A 17,695-nucleotide genomic window follows, 5' to 3' on the forward strand; every position below is an offset into this window, starting at 1 on the left:
AAAGGCAACCTGGAGCCGGCACACCGGGTGTGCCTCATTTCAAAAGTGAAATGAAAATTAACCGCGCTCAGCGATTGGAGTTACTGTACGGGGCTCAACACCTACGTACTCCGCACTCGGGCGAATAATGCGGTTATCAGCGCGCTGCTCGAATACATGTGCAGCCCAGCCGGTAACCCGGGACATTACAAAAATCGGGGTAAACAACTTTGTGGGAATACCCATAAAGTGATAAGCGGAAGCGTGGAAGAAGTCTGCATTACAGAACAATTTTTTCTCGCGCCACATCACTTCTTCACAGCGAACAGATACCGGGTACAGCACGGTATCACCAACATCTTCAGCCAACTTTTCAGACCAGCCTTTGATAATCTCATTGCGCGGGTCGGACTCGCGGTAAATGGCGTGGCCGAAACCCATAATCTTCTCTTTGCGCTCCAGCATGCCCAACAGTTCTTTCTCTGCTTCGTCGGGATTGGCGAAACGCTCGATCAGTTCCATTGCCGCTTCGTTGGCACCACCATGCAGAGGACCACGCAGGGTGCCGATAGCACCGGTGATGCAGCTGAACAGATCGGACAAAGTGGAAGCACAAACGCGAGCGGTAAAAGTAGACGCGTTAAATTCGTGCTCTGCATACAGAATCAGGGAAACGTTCATGACCTGCTCGTGCAGTTCATTGGGCTTCTCATCGCGCAGCATATGCAGGAAGTGGCCGCCAATGCTGTCATCATCGGTTTCAGTTTCGATGCGCACATTGTCGTGGGTGAAACGATACCAATAGCAGATTATGGAGGGGAATGCGGCCAGCAGGCGATTGGCTTTATCCAACTGCTGGGCGAAAGATTCTTCACCTTCCAGGTTACCCAACATGGAACAACCGGTGCGCATTACATCCATAGGATGGGCATCAGCCGGAATGCGCTCAAGCACTTCTTTTAATGCCTGCGGCAGGCCACGCTTGGCTTTCAGCAGCGCCTTGTATTCCGCCAGCTCTCCCTCAGTGGGTAATTCCCCATAGAAAATCAGGTAGGCCACTTCTTCAAACTCACAGTGCTGGGCCAGATCCTTAATATCGTAACCGCGGTAAGTCAGGCCGGAACCGGATTTGCCCACTGTAGAAAGTGCAGTTTTACCTGCTACCTGGCCGCGCAGACCAGCACCGCCCAATGCTTTCTCTACCATCTTCTTATTTCCCCTGTTGTATACACATTTGCTGTGTTCATCCAATTGAAAGCGCAGCGCCCGGCTTTCGCACCGGGCAGCTTGTCCCTACTTTGTGAAAAGGTCGTCCAGCTTCTGCTCAAACTCGTGGTAATTCAGGTAATCGTACAGCTCCTCACGGGTCTGCATGGTGTCGACAACCGCTTGCTGATCGCCATTTTGCAGGATGCTGGTATAAACATTTTCCGCCGCGCGGTTCATCGCACGGAACGCCGACAGTGGATACAGTACGATATCTGCGCCCGCTTCGCCCAAATCTTTGGCGTTATACAGCTTGGTTTTACCAAATTCGGTAATATTCGCCAAAATCGGCACATTTAGTGCGTCTTTAAAGGCACGGTAGTGCTCAAGTTCAGTAACCGCTTCCGCGAAAATGCCGTCAGCGCCAGCCTCAATACAAGCCTGGGCGCGTTCAATAGCTGCATCGAGCCCTTCCTGTGCAAAGGCATCGGTGCGAGCCATTACAAAGAAATCGTCATCAGTACGGGCATCTACCGCCGCTTTGATACGGTCGACCATCTCCTGCTTGGAAACAATCTCTTTATTCGGGCGATGGCCACAGCGCTTCTGCGCTACCTGATCTTCGATGTGTACCGCAGCGGCACCTGCGCGGATCATCTCTTTAACGGTGCGGGAAATGTTGAAAGCGCCGCCCCAACCAGTATCGATATCCACTAAAAGCGGCAACTCACTGGCAGCAGTTATGCGGCGCACATCCTCCAGTACATTATCGAGACTGGTCATACCCAAGTCCGGCAGACCGTAGGAGGCGTTGGCAACACCGGCGCCAGACAGGTAAATCGCCTTGTGACCAATACGTTCGGCCATAATGGCGGAATAGGCGTTGATGGTACCAACCACTTGCAGCGGTTGATTCTCGGCGAGTGCAGCGCGGAAACGCGCGCCAGCAGAAGGCTTTTGGCTCATGCTCTACCTCAGTTTCTTTTCAATGTTTATTCTCGAGGCGCGGATATGCCGGCGCATTAACAGCTCCGCCAGCTCACCATCCCCAGCCTCAATGGCCTCAATAATATGGTTGTGCTCGCGGAAAGCCCGTTGGGCCCGGGGACTGGCCATCCCCAACTGGTAGCGATACATACGAACACGGTAATAAAGTCGATTGCACAGGGTATCGATCAGAAGATCATTCTTTGATGCCTGCACGATACGGAAATGAAAATCAAAATCCCCTTCCGGCTGGAAGTACGCCTTACCGGCCTGCAGCTCTTCCTGCTGCTCATGGTGATAGAGCATTTGGCGCAGCTCGACCAGGTCTTCCTCGGTGCGCTGTTCCGCTGCTAGACGGCAAGCCATGCCCTCAAGGGCTTCGCGAACTTCATAGAGTTCCAGTAAGCCGCGCTCACTTAACTCTACAACCCGGGCTCCGACATTGACCTTGCGTTCCAGCAGCCCCAAAGACTCCAGGCGCATCACGGCTTCGCGCAAACTCCCGCGACTGGCATTAAAGCGGCGCGCCAGTTCCGGCTCGCTAATTTTGCTGCCAGAGGCAATTTGCCCCTCCACAATTTCAGCGCGCAAAGTCAGAAATAAGCGTTCAGCAAGGCTTTGGCGTTCCTCTGAAGCTGAACCGGCAGTACCAACTACAGTCATGCAAGACCTGGATTGTCGACAATCTTAATGGGGCATGACATTAAATCACCAGCATTCTCTCGTCAACTGCAGGCATCTACGATTAAACATTAAGGATTGTTGACAATAGGGCAAAATAGGTGACTTTCAACAGAGCAGTAGTCTTGCCATGTTTAAGTGGGCATAATAGCGCCCGCGCCAGATGAGCCTGTTCGACTAACGCGAGCGCTCTATGCTTTATTTGGGGCTTAGGGAAAATCCCACAGATAGAATATCCAGGCCTCGGAACAGCGCTTGTTTTAGGCTGCCACCACCCAGGTTACAGACAGAGTTATGCCGAAGAGTATTATCAGGCGATGGCTGCCAAGCCCCGAAGAAGTTAGAGCCAACAATGGCCTCAAATTTCTGGGGACTCTTCTCCACGACCCCAACCTTTTTCATTTGAACCGACACTCAGTCTCGGTCGCATTTGCGGTTGGCGTATTTACCAGCTTCCTCCCTTTGCCAGGGCAAATGGTTATTGCCGCCCTGCTCGCACTTTGGCTGCGCTGCAATCTACCTTTGTCAATGATTCTTGTATGGATCAGCAACCCAATCACCATGCCGGCTATTTTCTTTAGCACTTACAAGCTCGGCGCCTGGGTTCTAGGGGCGCCACCGGTGGATTTCAGCATCGAACTGTCGTGGGAATGGTTGACTAGTGAAGTCGGGAAGATCTGGCTGCCACTATTTACCGGCTCTCTGATTGCCGGGGCATTCTTTGCGACAGTGGCCTATTTTGTCATGCGTGCCCTCTGGCGCTGGCACGTTGTGAAAAGATGGAAATTGCGAATCCAAAGGCGATCAGCGGTCAGTTAACTTTTCCCACTGTAACCCCTCTGCAGGCACCAACAGGCAAAAGCCCCTGAGGCAATTGCCAGCAATGCCTGCAGGTAATACTCGGTAAGAGCACCTAGCACCAGAGCTGCAATAGCTCCAACAAATAAAGCCTTGCGGGCCACCTTAATTTTGGCGGTAGCCGCAGCCAACGCTGCCGCCCACACCACCATAAATGCTGAAAGTACCGCTCCCAGTGAAACAATCCAAATGGGCCAGATCCCCCACCCCTCTGCGTAGCAAACTGAACCACTACGCATGCCTGGCGGACAAAAAACCCTTAGGTACCGCCCATCCAGCATCAAGGTAAAACAGGCAGCCAGCACCCAAGCCAAAATTGCGGCGGGCACCGGCAGATATCTTCTGAAAATTGAGACCCTACCCAAAAGCCCAGCCCGAGTTACTCATTGCGCAAGGCCGCTGCCGGCTGAACCCGACTGGCCTTAAAGGCCGGATACAAAGTTGCCAGCAAGCTAAGCAGAAAGCCCGCCGCCACAACCAGTGCCACGTCTGCCCATACCAACTGGGACGGCAAATAATCCACGGGATAGACATCAGACTTTAGGAACTGAATGCCGAGCATTGATTCCAGCCCCGCTACCAATTTGGTCACCGTCAGGGAGCCTAACACCCCCAACGCACCGCCAACTACAGCCCCCACAAGCCCGACCAACGCCCCCTGACTCACAAAAGTCAGCAAAATCTGCCGGGTACTGGCACCCATAGTGCGGAGGATGGCGATATCAGCATGCTTATCGATGACCACCATTACCAAAGTGGAAACCACATTAAAAGCGGCAATCGCAATAATCAGGAAAACCAGTAACCCCACCAGGTTGCGGGACATTTGAATAGCCTGGTAGAGATTGCCGTGGGTTCGGCTCCAATCAGTACCGTAGAAATTGCCCCGAGGCAAGTCTTGCAGAAGACGCCGCATAATCCAGTTGGCCTCGAGCATTTCATTGACCCGTAACTGGACCCCTGCCCCACCGCTACCTCCAGCCAGAGTCCTGGCCTGCTGCCAGGCAACCAGGGCGAGAGATTGATCCAATACAGTGCCAGAGTGAAAAACCTGCGCCACTTTAAATCCAGCAACCCTGGCTGCCTTGCGTGCACCGGTGGCACTATCGTTATTTGGTACAATCAGGGAAAGGTAATCACCCGCCTCAACCCCCAACTTCTCAGCGAGCCCTTTACCCAGAACCACACCCGGTTCAGATGGGTCCAGCAAGGCATCGAAGGATGAGGATTCAAGGAAGTCCCCGATATTGGAGACTTCGGTAATTGTCTCCGGGTTGACCCCCTGCACCAACAGCGGCGTCACTTCAGCCCCACGCCTGGCAAGCGCATTGACCTGCCACACTTCTGCCGCGGAGAGAACCGCAGGGTCGGAAACCAATTGTTGGCGCAACTGGGCCCAATCCACATCAGGGCTCCCGTTGTAAATAGTGACATGGGGCATGATTCCCAGGATTCGCTCGCGCAACTCCCGGTCAAAACCATTCATCACCGACATCACCACAATCATCAAGGCAACACCGAGGATCAAACCAATCATCGATAAACCGGAAATGAATGAGACCAAACCGGCCGAATCGTCATTTCTGCGCTGGGCACCGGCATAGCGAAGCCCAATATAGGCGGGAAGAGGCTTAAACATGATCACCCTGGTGCCAGTCAGCAGTCAGCCGCCCATCGATCAGATGCAGACAGCGATCCAGGGCTGCCGCCAGATCCGGGTCATGGGTAACAATCACAAAGCTAATTCCCATCTCCTGATTCAAGCGATCCATCAATTTATGGATCTCTGCCGCCGTAGCCCGATCCAGATTGCCGGTGGGCTCATCCATCAAAACACAGGCAGGCCTTGTCACCAGTGCCCGGGCAATGGCCACCCGTTGCCGTTCACCGCCAGAAAGCTGTGATGGCTTGTGCCCCATGCGTTCACCCAGGCCTACCGCCGTGAGCATCGCCTCTGCCTCTTTGCGAGCTTCGGCAACTGAACGCTTACCTATCAGTAATGGCATGGCGACATTTTCCAGGGCGGAAAACTCGTTAAGCAAATGGTGAAACTGGTATACAAAACCGAGACTGCTATTTCTCAACCAGCCCCGCTCATTGGCGTTGAGTTCAGCGAGATTCTTACCCGCAACCCAGACCTCACCGGAGCTTGGGGTATCGAGACCACCAAGCAAGTTGAGCAGTGTCGATTTACCAGAGCCGGAAGCGCCGACGATGGCCAATTTCTCGCCCCGCTTTACCTCAAGCTCAACACCACTCAGAACCTCCAGGTCCCGGCCTCCCTGGCGATAATGTTTGCGCAATTGCCGACAAGCCAAAACAGCACCATCCGGGGCCGGAGCTGGCTGCGCTTTTTCCGTATCTATTTCCACTCGACTGTTCATCAAACTATTCGCTGTCTCTCAACATCTATAAATCACACCAAAACAGGCCGACTTATATAAATTATTCGTAACGCAAAGCTTCCGCCGGCTCAATCTGTGCCGCTCGCCAGGCAGGAAATATCGTTGCCAACAGGCTCATACAAATTGCCGCCGTTAGCACCACCACTGCATCGCCGACACGGAATTCAGAAGGCAGGTAACTAACAAAGAAAACACGGGGGTCAAATATCTTGGCGCCTACCACCGACTCAATCCAGGTCACCATTTCAGTCAGGTTCATCGCTATCACGATGCCTAAAACAGCACCGGCAAAAGCGCCGATAATGCCAATGGCACTCCCCTGAATCACAAACACCGCCATAATCTGGCGGGAGGTGAGCCCCAATGTCCGCAACACTGCAATATCGGAGCGCTTATCCGCAACCATCAGTACTAATGCGGAGACAATATTGAATGCGGCCACGGCGACAATGATCATCAGCATCAACGTGACAACGGTCTTTTCCATTTTAACTGCCTGGAAAAGACTTCCCTGGGAATCCCCCCAATCTTCACCCTGAAAACCTTCGCCCAGCTCATTTGCATAAACAGAAACAAGCCCCAACGCATTGTCCATATCGTCAAAGCGCAACTGCAGCCCCTGGACCTTACCCGTCATCCGGGTCAGGCGCGCAGCATCTTCAATATTGATCAGCGCGACATTCTGATCCACCTGCGCACCCACAGAGAAAACACCCGCAACCGTGAAACGCTTTGTTCTGGGGAATATACCAGCGGGGGTAACGCTGACTTCTGGCAGGGTCAGTATTACCGAATCCCCGGGAATCACATTGAGCTGATGGGCAAGGATTCGCCCCAGAACCACCCCGTAGCTGCGGGGCTCGAGCAAATCCAGGTTACCCATCACCATATGCTCACCGACGGTAGACACCTTGCGCAGCGCTTGCGGTTCCACACCCTGGAACTGGGCACCGTGACTGCTGCCGTGGGCACTCAAGAGGGCGTAGCCATTCACAAAAGGGCTGGTCGCTTCGACATGTGGCTGAGCTTCCAACTGCCGTGCAGGTGTCTCCCAGTCCGCAAGACCGCCTTCCCGCTCGACAAAGCCGTGAGGTACAACACTTAGTATTCGGGTTTTAAGCTCACGATCGAAGCCGTTCATAACAGAAGCGACAACAATCAACGCAAAAACACCAAGGGCCATTCCCAGTAGAGAAAAGCCATTGATAAAGGAAATAAACTGCTGCCTGCGGCGGGCAGCCACGTAGCGCAGACCAATAAATAGGGGAACAGGTTTTAACATAGGGTCGATTTAAACGGAAAAACGCCAGGAAATCCAAAGATTTAGACAGGTTTACCGAACGTTGTAGGTCTTGAGCTGGGCCTTCAGGCGCTTCAACGCCTCTTCATCCCACTCCTCTGGCTCTGTAAGGGCGAGCCATGCCAAGGTATATCCCCACGGGGTATACCGGTGACCAAAGGATAATGGAGCGAGCCCTACATTTAAGTCTGCCAGCAGCTGCAAGCCTGTAACCAATGGGTACCACTCTAGATCTGGGGATACATCCGGCCCTCTGGGCTGATCCAGCCAGTCGGGCCTTTCCAGCACCCAGCGCACACTGAAAAATACAATGGGATCACTGGCATGCTGTAGAAACGCAATCCTGAACTCCCCCCAAGGCTCACGGCCAATATACCCCCCATACTGATTACCAAAACGCACCACCTCCCCTCCTTTAAACTCGGGGAGCCAAGCTGGAGTGCCCGGATCTCGGTTTCTTACAATTTTGCTCCAAATACCTACCCCGAGGGGCGGCCCGGCCCATAGAGCCCCGTCGATGGGATCATCGATAACGTCATAGAAATCGAAGGAGTCTTCGGAAAGTTGAGCGCCAAGACTGAGGCCAAACAAGTAAACTCGGGGCCGCTCATCTTCTGGCAACTCAGCCCAATAATCATAGATGACCTTAAACAATGCTCGCGCCGACTCGAGCCCCTCAGAATCATCCGCCATCAGTGCTATTGGGCTGGATAAATAGGAGTACTGCGCTGCAACAATAGCTGTATTACCGCGGTACAAAAACTCAAAAGAATTTACAGCACCGGGATCAACCCAGCCGGCGCCGGTTGGAGTTGCCACTAACAAGATCTCACGCCGGAATGCACCAACCCGCTTTAACTCCTCCAGCGCCAACTGAGCGCGCTTCATGGGCGTCGAAGCGCTATCAAGCCCAACGAAAACCCTGATAGGCTGTACTGCAGAACCAGCTACCTCTTTTATCTCTTCCACTGTCGGCCCCAGCGTTAAAAACCGGCGCCCCTGATTGCCAATGTCATCCCACTTGATCAGCGAATTGGCGCCGCCAGGAAGGTTGGGGTCCGCCGGTGGGGGAATACTTTGTGCATAAGAATTATCTAGCCGCTGATAGGTCGATGAAATCACATGCAATCCTGCTTTCAACAGCACCCCATTAAAAACAGCCCAGTAAAGAAGCACAGCCGCCAACACGCCCACAAGCATCGCCACTCGCTCCGGCACATGCTGCTCCACATAGCGAGTCACCAGGAGGACTATTCGCTGAAACCCTTTTCCTAAGCACCACAACACGAGGAACATGAAGAGCGCAGTCATAGCTACAGTAATCGGTCCTACGGACCCCACCCGCTCCATGCTCATAAGAGCACGGATCGAGTTCTGCCACCTCACTCCCTGCCAAAGAGATAAAAGGATAACCAAGAGACATACAGCCAATACGCTCCGATCAAATAAGCGCCTCTGCCATGGAGAAACCGCCAGATTTGGAATACCCAGATATTTCCAGAGCCAACTAAGAATGACCCCGAAGACATAGCCAACAAAGAACGCTACGCCGGCCAATATTCCTTGCATAAAGTCACTGCGAGGAACAAGGGATGGCGTAAGGGAGAGCGCAAAGCAGATGGAACCAATAAGAAGGCCGAGAATTGAAAAGGTATTAACCAGCCTCATTCTTGTCCGCTCGACAAGCCAAGCATAATAAACAGCCTAGCATAGGCGCCTAGACAACCAGCCAAGTAGTCTTCTGTTCAGCCGCATCAAAATTCGATGTAATAACGCTGCAATAATATAGGTGTCAATTCGTAGCACCTAACATCCCAAAAGGCGCATTTATTTCTATTCTTGACGCCAAAACGTGAAGAAGAACAGGAGCATTGGCGGAAATTCTGTTTTAATGGGACGGCTAATGGAACATCTACATCGGAGAATAAAAAATGTTCAGCAGACTCCGCAGCGGATTGAATTGTCTCGCTGGCTCAATGGCACTACTTCTTACTTTTGGCGCCCAGGCGACAACCATTGAAGTACCCGTAGGCACCCAGGGTGGGGAGCTCACCATTGAAGAAGTCCGTGGGCTTAAAAAACATGATGTGACCTCACGCCTGGGAGAACCCCTTGGTATTGAGGGGCCAATTGGCGAACCCGCCATCACGCGCTGGGAATACGGCGAGTTCTACGTTTTCTTTGAGCAGGACACCGTCCTACACACGGTGAAAAAACCCAGCGGCTGATCTAGCGCATTCTGGCAGGCGCTCAACTGAAGCTGCCTGCCTCACCCAAAGTGAAGCACCCCACTCTAGCTGCAGCTGCAGCTGCAAGATAATTCAGCCCCGCCCTTTTGCTGATTCGGAAAATTTATATCACAGTAACCTGAAGCAACCACCTCCAACTGGAGTTACAAGCTGTGCGCTATATCACCATTCTGCTTTTTGTACTAACCACCATTGCCCAGGCTGAAGTCACCCTGGTGGAAGTGATTAAGTCCGAAAACAAAATGCACTTGCTCGATGGCGACAAGGTTATAAAGAGCTACCGTGTAGCCTTCGGCGGGCACCCCCAAGGACACAAGCGGCAGGAAGGCGATGAAAAAACCCCCGAGGGACACTACACGCTGGACTACAAAAAAGAAGACTCCTCTTATTATCGGGCAATGCATATCTCCTACCCCAATGCCGAAGACCGCACTCAAGCTGAGGCTCGGGGAGTCTCGCCAGGTGGCTTCATTATGGTCCATGGCCAGCGCAATCGACTCGGATGGCTCGCTCCAATCACCCAACGTTTTAACTGGACTGATGGTTGTATTGCCCTTACCAATGACGAGATGGATGAGTTTATGGCACTCGTAAAAATCGGCACCCCCATTGCAATCCGCTGGTGAGACATCACCAATATAGAGGCCATAACAGCTCTTCAAAGTCCTTAGGGAGATTTTGAAGAGCTGCCCGATAGCCAAGGGACTGGATTTCCCCTCTACAACCAGTCAATATGCCCGCCGTAACTTCACCTTGGTGGGGTGGTCAACTTTTAGGCAAGCTGACAGAACACCACCTTCCGGACTAATGAGAAACCGATAGAAAATGACAGTAAAAGTCGAATCCGTAGATAGCCTATTGAAATGCAGCGGTCGCGAGGGCGAAGAAGTCCGCGTTCAAGGCTGGATCAGAACCCGCCGCGACTCCAAAGCCGGCCTCTCTTTCCTGGCCGTACACGATGGCAGCTGCTTTGATCCGATCCAGGTGGTTGCTGAGAATCACCTGCACAATTACCAGTCAGAAGTGCAGCGCCTGACTACCGGCTGCGCGGTAGATATCCTCGGTACCATCAAACCATCCGAAGGCAAGGGACAGTCTATCGAACTGCTCGCCACCGAAGTCCAGGTTGTCGGCTGGGTGGAAGACCCGGATACCTATCCCATGTCCCCCAAGCGCCACACTATGGAGCACTTGCGCGAACACGCTCACCTGCGCCCGCGCACCAATGTCAGTGGTGCCGTAGCCCGCGTACGTAACTGTATCGCCCAAGCGATTCACCGTTTTTATCACGAGAACGGCTTCCTCTACGTGCACACCCCAATTCTCACCGCTTCTGACTGTGAAGGTGCTGGCGAGATGTTCCGGGTCAGTACCCTGGATATGGAGAACTTGCCGCGCACAGATAAGGGTGCGGTGGACTACAGCAAGGACTTCTTCGGCGAAGAGAGCTTCCTCACTGTATCCGGCCAGCTGAATGTTGAGAGCTACTGCCTGGCCATGTCCAAGGTGTACACCTTCGGCCCCACCTTCCGTGCAGAAAACTCCAATACCACTCGCCACCTGGCAGAGTTCTGGATGGTTGAGCCGGAAGTGGCCTTTGCAGACCTGGCAGATGTAGCCGACCTCTCCGAGCAAATGTTGAAGTACATTTTCAAAGCAGTACTGGAAGAGCGCGCCGATGATATGGCCTTCTTTGCCCAGCGCATCGACAAGGAGGCTATCAGCCGCCTGGAAAATATCGTCGACAACGATTTCGCCCGCATCAACTACTCCGAAGCGATTGAAATCCTGGAAAGCTGCAAAGAGAAGTTCGAGTTCCCCGTATCCTGGGGTATTGATCTGGCCTCTGAGCATGAGCGTTACCTGGCAGAGAAGCACTTCAAAAAGCCAGTTATCGTGATGAACTATCCGAAGGATATTAAAGCCTTCTACATGCGCATGAACGACGATGGTAAAACTGTTGCCGCAATGGACGTTCTGGCACCGGGAATCGGCGAAATTATCGGCGGCGCCCAACGTGAAGAGCGTTTGGAGAAGCTCGATGAGCGTATGGATGAAATGAATGTACCCAAGGAACACCTGGACTGGTACCGCGACCTCCGCCGCTACGGCACCGTGCCTCATGCGGGCTTTGGCCTGGGCTTTGATCGCATCGTGTCCTACGTGACCGGCATGGGCAACATCCGCGATGTAATCCCCTTCCCGCGCACACCGAAGAACATCTCGTTCTAAATAAAAAGCCCCGCAACGCGGGGCTTTTTATTTCACATACAAATCTTCAAGCGCTCAGCCCAGTTGCTGTAGCAATGATGTCATCGCTCGCCTTTTCACTGATCATATAGACCGGCACCACAATGAAGAAACCGGGGATTCGGGGGAACACCGAAGCATCCACTACCCTTAAATTATTGGTGCCGTGAACCCGGAATTTACTGTCGACAACTGCCATAGGATCACTGGCAGGCCCCATTTTATTGGAACAGGAAGCGTGATGTCCCCAAGCTTGGTTCTTAACAAAATCGCCAATTTGCTGATCTGACTGAACCTCATTACCGGGCAATAATTCCCTGGAGACCTGCTTACTCACAATAGGGCCCGACATAATATCCCTGGAAATTTTTACCCCCTCAACAACTGCCTGAAGGTCCTCTCCCAGAGCATCATTACCTTCACCGAAATAGTGGAAGTTGATCTCCGGCGTGTCCCTGGGATCAGCAGATTGCAGGGTCACACGTCCGGCGGTATTGTTCGTATGGCCTTTCAGTACAATCCAGGAGAAACGGTCTTTGTAGTCCCGCAACGCCTGGGAGTACCCGGGAAAGTATCCGTGGAAATCGGAGGGCACTCCGAAAATAAACAAGTCGGGATCTTCCAGCTCCGGCTTGGAACGTTTGACCAGAGACAATACCGGACCATTTCCACTATAGGGCCCCTGATTGAACCAGCCATAGCGATAGCGATTTAAGCAGGGATCATTCCCCTCCCCCCAAGTGCAATCTTTAAGAAGGGCAAGATCCTCACTCATCTCACTAACAATTCCGACCTCGTAGCGATCCTGGAGGTTCTCTCCTACCCCAGGCAGATCTACCAGGGGCTCTATGCCGTGATCTCGGAGCTCATGGACGGGACCAATTCCCGACAACTTGAGAAGTTGCGGGCTATTGAAGGCCCCTCCAGACAAGATAACCTCGCGATTTGCCCGCACTTGCCTCAAGACTCCGGCAGTACCACTTTCGTCATGGTAAGGGTCTGCCTTATACAGGCTCGCCCCCTCTAAAAACTCCACCCCAACAGCAGTATTCCCCTCAAACAACACACGAGTTGCCAGTGAATCTGTACGAATATGAAGCAAGTTTGGGTAAATTGATTGAGTATCTAAGAGGTATTCGCGCACACTGGTACGGCGGTTTCTACTATCTGCTGCCATAGGGGCGATAAAAGGCCCTTCTTGGCCACTGGCCACGTCCCAATGATTGATATCCAGGCGAAGATTGCCGCTGATAATTTTTTCCAGGGCCCCTTCGAGCCCATACTTGGCCAGCGCAGCCTGCGCAACTTTCAAGATCGCCGGGTCTTCCAGCAATAACGCGGGGTTGCCGCGATTCGTGGGCAGCCAACCATCAAAACCGTGGCGAGATGGATTGGAGAAAATTGGGCGGGGCACATATTCACAACGCTCTAATCGCTCAAAATATCGCCGCATATTTGCACTATCCCAGGAGATATCCCCTGTATCCCGAGCTATGCGGTCAAAGTCATTATTATGTGGATAGACCGTAATCAGTGCGTGGTGCGTGGTACAACCACCGATAGTACTCGCACGTGGGTAGAGGATTCCCTTCCCGGAAACATATTTTTCGTCCAGTTGCTGCTGATTGATATCTGCATAATGCTTGACAAAAAAGTCCCAGCTCAATTTGGGGTCTTCAGACGCGAAGGGGTGCCATGCTGGAATATTATGGGTGTCATCACTGGGGTCGTCAGCACCAGCTTCCAACACCAAAACAGAAAATCCCGCCTTTGCTAAATTTACCGCTAATGGCCCTCCACCCGCACCCGACCCAACAATCACGTAATCATATTGATCATAGAAATTCCGATTCAACATTGAGAGAGCGGAAACCAACCCTGTCGAAGCTGCGCTGGCAGCGATACCTAATTGAACCGCCCCTTTAGTGAAATTTCTACGGCTAATCTTTTTATTAGAAACTCTCTTATCAATCGAATCCTTCTCTTCCATAGTGCCTTATCCATTCTTATAAAGTTCTACCCGAGAGAAGCATTATGCATGCCGGCTTTTTGTAATTGTGTCTTGCGAAGGTTACTTCAGGCTAAAGCTGAACCTAATTACCAACACAAGGATGCATCACATGCCTATAAGCGTATCGATATATAACTTCTTAAATACAAATCAAATAAAGCCCTCTCATTCCACCTTGAGAACCCAAAGAACAACCACCCGAAAGGCATCCAAAAATGACAAACCATTGCGAAGGGAAACAAACAAACTCAAGGACGCATCTCATAGAGAAAAAAAATCAAACAAAACACCCCACACCACCGTAGAACAAAAAAATGGAAAAAATTTGAACAATGGTTGGGAAGTTTAAGATTTTATGCATTGATGTAAGTCTACCCACCGATAAATTACTCCGCACAGCAAGTAACAAACTCAACTTACATCCGCAGCTTTCGTGAATTTTCTACACAACAAGTCGCAAAATATTCTTATCACCCTTATTGAGAACTTAAAACATTGCCCAAAGTATCAATCTATCTATATGATTCAACCACTAAAATTAATTGCGATTTCTGGAATAACAACTAGATTAATAGACACCAAAAAAAGCGACCCGATTCAGTCAAGAACGCTTAGAAGTATCGGTCATAAGTTTTAGCTGATGACTGTGAGAAGGAGATCAGAATGTCTGGAAAAGAGCTCTATATCACCTACGAAGAACTTTTAAAACTCGAAAACTTTAGAAAACCCAATTCACCCCAACAAAAACCACAGAACATTGACATCACCCACTTAGATGATATCGAAGTAATCATTGCAAATGGCAAGGGAATTCAGGCCCTCGACAGAGAAGCCATTAATGAGCTACCGCTAACAGGTTGGGTATGCAGATTCCCTGCGCACATTCACCCACCCAAAGGATTAAAATTCATTCAAATCAGCGAGCACATATTTAATATCGCTCCTGCCAGAAATATGCCCCTGCAGAAATTTGAAGCTTTAGTCAAGGAACTCACGATCAGTGCCATCACGATTTTCAAAAAACAAGGTCGAGCAGTCTAATCGTGATACGGATTACGGTCTCTGGCAAAGCGGCATTCTACACAATTGCCGCTTTGCTACGATACGCGAACACTTCTTTCAGGTTATTAATTTTTGAAAATCAATCAATTTCCTGATGTAGGCTCTCATCTGTGGAGTGTCAAATTGCCCCTGATACCGATCAGGGTCATTAATTGATCGCCCCCGAATACCAGGACATCCACCAAATCGTATTAGTGTAGAAAACGCAGGCATTAACTGCAGCTCCTCTACAGCTGCTTTAATTTTCAAGTCCAAATGATCTGAATATTCATCCACATATTTGGTAACCACCCCCATCCCCGACAGTGTTTGCGAGCAAACCATATTCCCAACTGTCCCAAACTTGGGAAAACGATGAACCTCTTTAAAATCCACTCTATCGAAGCTAGTTAACAAATTTTTCTTCAACACCAATTCTGCAAACTCCAAATGCTCACCCCTCTTCGGCTTCATACCCGTCACCTGATAATGAAGAGCCTCAAATGGAACAAATAGATTACTCCAACCTTTCTCTATCTTAGACAGGGCATGATTTTTATAAGCCGCCTTTTCCTGATACTTATCAACTGTTTGAAAAACAGAAAGTGCCAGACCAACAACGGCCACCCCTGCCGCCACTCCCCCTACCCGAGTTATTCTTTTTATCCCAACTCGACTTTCATCCCATGTCTTTCCATAGATAGCTATAAGTGCTGCAATTGCAGTTAATGCATGACCTAGAATTGAAATTATTAAATCCATTATATTCTCCCAATCATTCAAACCTCTATTTCTCGTAGGCAAGGGGTATAGAAGTTGCAATACCCCATTATTTTTACTGGACCTCACATAAATTTAAATACAAAAATGGACCAACCAAATAAAAGCACTTAAAAATCACCAATAACATCGAACAAGCCAAGCAATGATTCAATTAGCGCCTTTAGAAGCTTCTTTATCAGATATAACATCAAAAAACCGGCTTTTATTTCTAATCTTTATTTATCTAGTCTAAATTAGGCTTTTTAGGCATAACCACTTATCACAAACAGCTCCTGGAACTTGACCTGAAACGGCTAAGGACTATACCTACTCACGAGAATACAAAATCCGCGCCATACACTGACCAGCTGGTATCCATATGATACATCTATTTATGCACGCAAATGTCAAGGATTACAATGAATGGCACAGAGTACTGGAAGAGTTTATGCCTACCTTAGAGAAGATGGGAGCTACTGCAACATCCGTATATCGTGAAATTGATAATCACCACAATGTAACCGTAATCCATGAATTCCCCTCAAAAGAAGAGGCTATTAATTTTGTTAATAGCGACGAGCTACAGGAGGCAAGGAAAAAGGCTGGCGTTCTCGTAACCCCAAAGATTTGGTATACAGAAAAGCTCTAACTGATTTATGAATGCCCGGATTGAACAAAGAAAAATGGATGTCAATAGTTATATGTCTTACTTAATCAATCCGGGTTACTCTTATCTCTACTAATATCACAATCATAAAATCAATCACTTAAAGGTTCACCTTGGCAAAAATATGCTCATCAAAGTACTTACTCCCCTTCTGAATGGAGCAATTCAAAACGCCTTCCAAGTCAAAACCAGCTTTCTGTAGAACTCGCACCGAACCATCATTTCCAGAAAAAACCGAGGCAAAAAGCCTGACAACTTTTCCAGAAGAAAAAATATCACTTGAGAACCTTATCAGAGCTTCTGTTGCAATTCCCTTACCCCAATACTCTTTTGCAATCCAATAACCTATTTCCCCAGAGTGTGAATGCTCAAATTCCTGTTTATGCATGCTAATTACTCCACACAAAACACCATCACACTCTATAGCTTTTACAATTCCCACCTCTTTACTACCAACTTCTACCCACCAGGCAGCATCTTCTGCTGTATAGGGGTAGGGTATTCTGGAGGACAGATATTCCAAAACTAATGTGTCATTTAAGTACTCAACCAGTAATGGTTCATCGCGCTTAGTCAAATCTCGAAGTTTAACCATATTATTTTCCCTTTTAGAGGAATCCACAGGAGGCAACCTGGAAGCAGGTAAATATTGGGTAAAAGCAACTCAATCAGAAGCTCTTTGACGCTTCTCAATGGGCTGAACATAATGATTTGAAGGGCCTGCAGGCTCGAAAACTCGAGCCCTCACCTTTCTATACAACCAATAAGGTGCGACGCAGAGAAAGCTACCTGTTGAAGGCGTAGTCAAAGTCAAATAAATGCTGCCCATCTTCAACTTTAATGCTCATTTCTCCAGATAATCCGGTAAGTTCACCTGTGCCAGAATCAGGGACAACCTCTAAAACAAGTCGATCCTTACCCTCTTTCATAGTGCCAAAGTGCTGCAGCACAAAAGTTCCCCTTTTACCTCCCAAGGCGCCGACCACTTGCTCTATTGCTACATAGCCCGCAGAGCCTTTGACTGGTGTAACAACACTGAGCATCTCACCTTTACTTTCAGCTGAAAGGTCGCCATGGAAAATTTTATTGATAGACATGCGCCCCAAATTTGAACCCTCAATCCCCTTAGCATAAGGGTCCATAGGCTTTACAGTGACATCAAACTTTCCTGAGATTTTCATACTGGCTCCGTGTGAGTATGGTTAAGACATCGACAATTTTACGACCCAATCTTAGCACCGATAATAGAGATACCATGGGTCGCGCGTCTGTATTCAATAATCTAATCGATTTTACTGT

Annotated in this window: 18 protein-coding genes; 6 read left to right on the forward strand and 12 right to left on the reverse strand. The window is 50.0% G+C overall.

Translation table 11 applies throughout. The features are described 5' to 3' along the window. Positions 1–57: 57 nt before the first annotated feature. The 3 genes from prpC to ACJJIW_RS18385 form a co-directional block, all read right to left on the reverse strand. A complete protein-coding gene (gene prpC / locus ACJJIW_RS18375; protein ID WP_282932635.1) occupies positions 58–1,185 on the reverse strand; it encodes a bifunctional 2-methylcitrate synthase/citrate synthase in 1,128 nt (375 codons plus the stop codon). An 87-nt stretch (positions 1,186–1,272) separates the two neighbouring features. Continuing rightward, positions 1,273–2,151 carry a methylisocitrate lyase gene (prpB, locus tag ACJJIW_RS18380; protein WP_282932634.1) on the reverse strand — a complete coding sequence of 293 codons (879 nt, stop codon included), beginning with the start codon at positions 2,149–2,151 and terminating at the stop codon, positions 1,273–1,275. A 3-nt stretch (positions 2,152–2,154) separates the two neighbouring features. After that, positions 2,155–2,835: a GntR family transcriptional regulator gene (locus ACJJIW_RS18385; protein ID WP_282932633.1), complete on the reverse strand. Its 681-nt coding sequence runs from the start codon at positions 2,833–2,835 to the stop codon at positions 2,155–2,157. 312 nt (positions 2,836–3,147) lie between these two features. Between ACJJIW_RS18385 and ACJJIW_RS18390 the strand changes: the two genes are divergently transcribed. Beyond that, positions 3,148–3,672, forward strand: coding sequence for a DUF2062 domain-containing protein (locus ACJJIW_RS18390; protein ID WP_282932632.1), 525 nt, complete (start codon positions 3,148–3,150; stop codon positions 3,670–3,672). Here the strand turns inward: ACJJIW_RS18390 and ACJJIW_RS18395 are convergent. From ACJJIW_RS18395 to ACJJIW_RS18415, 5 genes are all read right to left on the reverse strand, one after another. Beyond that, positions 3,669–4,040: a hypothetical protein gene (locus tag ACJJIW_RS18395; protein WP_444936007.1), complete on the reverse strand. Its 372-nt coding sequence runs from the start codon at positions 4,038–4,040 to the stop codon at positions 3,669–3,671. The genes ACJJIW_RS18390 and ACJJIW_RS18395 overlap by 4 nt on opposite strands. Positions 4,041–4,090: 50 nt before the next feature. Further along, entirely contained in the window at positions 4,091–5,350 is a 1,260-nt protein-coding gene (locus tag ACJJIW_RS18400) for a lipoprotein-releasing ABC transporter permease subunit (protein WP_444936008.1), read from the reverse strand. After that, positions 5,343–6,095, reverse strand: coding sequence for a lipoprotein-releasing ABC transporter ATP-binding protein LolD (lolD, locus tag ACJJIW_RS18405; RefSeq protein WP_282932629.1), 753 nt, complete (start codon positions 6,093–6,095; stop codon positions 5,343–5,345). The genes ACJJIW_RS18400 and lolD overlap by 8 nt, the downstream gene beginning before the upstream one ends. 61 nt (positions 6,096–6,156) lie before the next feature. Further along, positions 6,157–7,398: a lipoprotein-releasing ABC transporter permease subunit gene (locus tag ACJJIW_RS18410; RefSeq protein WP_444936009.1), complete on the reverse strand. Its 1,242-nt coding sequence runs from the start codon at positions 7,396–7,398 to the stop codon at positions 6,157–6,159. Between the two features lie 51 nt (positions 7,399–7,449). After that, positions 7,450–9,084 (reverse strand): alpha/beta hydrolase, encoded by a 1,635-nt coding sequence (locus ACJJIW_RS18415; RefSeq protein ID WP_444936010.1) that lies wholly within the window; start codon positions 9,082–9,084, stop codon positions 7,450–7,452. A gap of 263 nt (positions 9,085–9,347) precedes the next feature. Between ACJJIW_RS18415 and ACJJIW_RS18420 the strand changes: the two genes are divergently transcribed. The 3 genes from ACJJIW_RS18420 (at position 9,348) to asnS (ending at position 11,897) form a co-directional block, all read left to right on the forward strand. Then, positions 9,348–9,644, forward strand: a complete 297-nt coding sequence (locus ACJJIW_RS18420; protein WP_282932628.1) for a hypothetical protein — start codon at positions 9,348–9,350, stop codon at positions 9,642–9,644. Between the two features lie 173 nt (positions 9,645–9,817). Continuing rightward, entirely contained in the window at positions 9,818–10,291 is a 474-nt protein-coding gene (locus ACJJIW_RS18425) for a L,D-transpeptidase family protein (RefSeq protein WP_444936011.1), read from the forward strand. 199 nt (positions 10,292–10,490) lie between these two features. Next, positions 10,491–11,897, forward strand: a complete 1,407-nt coding sequence (asnS, locus tag ACJJIW_RS18430) for an asparagine--tRNA ligase (RefSeq protein WP_444936012.1) — start codon at positions 10,491–10,493, stop codon at positions 11,895–11,897. Between the two features lie 46 nt (positions 11,898–11,943). Here asnS and ACJJIW_RS18435 read toward each other — a convergent pair whose 3' ends face one another. Next, positions 11,944–13,905 (reverse strand): GMC family oxidoreductase, encoded by a 1,962-nt coding sequence (locus ACJJIW_RS18435; RefSeq protein WP_444936013.1) that lies wholly within the window; start codon positions 13,903–13,905, stop codon positions 11,944–11,946. 684 nt (positions 13,906–14,589) lie between these two features. On the opposite strand from ACJJIW_RS18435, the gene ACJJIW_RS18440 reads away from it, so the two are divergent. Then, positions 14,590–14,967, forward strand: coding sequence for a hypothetical protein (locus ACJJIW_RS18440; RefSeq protein ID WP_444893739.1), 378 nt, complete (start codon positions 14,590–14,592; stop codon positions 14,965–14,967). A 78-nt stretch (positions 14,968–15,045) separates the two neighbouring features. Here the strand turns inward: ACJJIW_RS18440 and ACJJIW_RS18445 are convergent, their stop codons facing one another. Then, positions 15,046–15,729: a hypothetical protein gene (locus tag ACJJIW_RS18445; protein ID WP_282932623.1), complete on the reverse strand. Its 684-nt coding sequence runs from the start codon at positions 15,727–15,729 to the stop codon at positions 15,046–15,048. Positions 15,730–16,108: 379 nt separating this feature from the next. On the opposite strand from ACJJIW_RS18445, the gene ACJJIW_RS18450 reads away from it, so the two are divergent. Further along, on the forward strand, positions 16,109–16,378 hold the full coding sequence (locus tag ACJJIW_RS18450) for a DUF1330 domain-containing protein (protein ID WP_282932622.1): 270 nt from the start codon (positions 16,109–16,111) through the stop codon (positions 16,376–16,378). Positions 16,379–16,496: 118 nt separating this feature from the next. Here the strand turns inward: ACJJIW_RS18450 and ACJJIW_RS18455 are convergent, their stop codons facing one another. Both ACJJIW_RS18455 and ACJJIW_RS18460 read right to left on the reverse strand, forming a co-directional pair. Beyond that, complete coding sequence (locus tag ACJJIW_RS18455) at positions 16,497–16,991, reverse strand: GNAT family N-acetyltransferase (RefSeq protein WP_444893737.1); 495 nt, start codon at positions 16,989–16,991, stop codon at positions 16,497–16,499. 190 nt (positions 16,992–17,181) lie between these two features. After that, positions 17,182–17,577 (reverse strand): DUF3224 domain-containing protein, encoded by a 396-nt coding sequence (locus ACJJIW_RS18460; RefSeq protein WP_282932620.1) that lies wholly within the window; start codon positions 17,575–17,577, stop codon positions 17,182–17,184. Between the last annotated feature and the right edge of the window lie 118 nt (positions 17,578–17,695).

It is taken from the genome of Microbulbifer maximicatervae (SeqCode) (genome assembly GCF_052467815.1).

Excerpts from the sequence above, each read along its gene's own strand:
- ACJJIW_RS18410 (WP_444936009.1), bottom strand. The coding sequence starts at position 7,398 with ATGTTAAAACCTGTTCCCCTATTTATTGGTCTGCGCTACGTGGCTGCC.
- ACJJIW_RS18390 (WP_282932632.1), top strand. The coding sequence starts at position 3,148 with ATGCCGAAGAGTATTATCAGGCGATGGCTGCCAAGCCCCGAAGAAGTT.
- ACJJIW_RS18385 (WP_282932633.1), bottom strand. The coding sequence starts at position 2,835 with ATGACTGTAGTTGGTACTGCCGGTTCAGCTTCAGAGGAACGCCAAAGC.
- prpB (WP_282932634.1), bottom strand. The coding sequence starts at position 2,151 with ATGAGCCAAAAGCCTTCTGCTGGCGCGCGTTTCCGCGCTGCACTCGCC.
- lolD (WP_282932629.1), bottom strand. The coding sequence starts at position 6,095 with ATGAACAGTCGAGTGGAAATAGATACGGAAAAAGCGCAGCCAGCTCCG.
- asnS (WP_444936012.1), top strand. The coding sequence starts at position 10,491 with ATGACAGTAAAAGTCGAATCCGTAGATAGCCTATTGAAATGCAGCGGT.
- ACJJIW_RS18445 (WP_282932623.1), bottom strand. The coding sequence starts at position 15,729 with ATGGATTTAATAATTTCAATTCTAGGTCATGCATTAACTGCAATTGCA.
- ACJJIW_RS18400 (WP_444936008.1), bottom strand. The coding sequence starts at position 5,350 with ATGTTTAAGCCTCTTCCCGCCTATATTGGGCTTCGCTATGCCGGTGCC.
- ACJJIW_RS18415 (WP_444936010.1), bottom strand. The coding sequence starts at position 9,084 with ATGAGGCTGGTTAATACCTTTTCAATTCTCGGCCTTCTTATTGGTTCC.
- ACJJIW_RS18435 (WP_444936013.1), bottom strand. The coding sequence starts at position 13,905 with ATGGAAGAGAAGGATTCGATTGATAAGAGAGTTTCTAATAAAAAGATT.
- ACJJIW_RS18440 (WP_444893739.1), top strand. The coding sequence starts at position 14,590 with ATGTCTGGAAAAGAGCTCTATATCACCTACGAAGAACTTTTAAAACTC.
- ACJJIW_RS18460 (WP_282932620.1), bottom strand. The coding sequence starts at position 17,577 with ATGAAAATCTCAGGAAAGTTTGATGTCACTGTAAAGCCTATGGACCCT.
- ACJJIW_RS18455 (WP_444893737.1), bottom strand. The coding sequence starts at position 16,991 with ATGGTTAAACTTCGAGATTTGACTAAGCGCGATGAACCATTACTGGTT.
- prpC (WP_282932635.1), bottom strand. The coding sequence starts at position 1,185 with ATGGTAGAGAAAGCATTGGGCGGTGCTGGTCTGCGCGGCCAGGTAGCA.
- ACJJIW_RS18420 (WP_282932628.1), top strand. The coding sequence starts at position 9,348 with ATGTTCAGCAGACTCCGCAGCGGATTGAATTGTCTCGCTGGCTCAATG.
- ACJJIW_RS18450 (WP_282932622.1), top strand. The coding sequence starts at position 16,109 with ATGATACATCTATTTATGCACGCAAATGTCAAGGATTACAATGAATGG.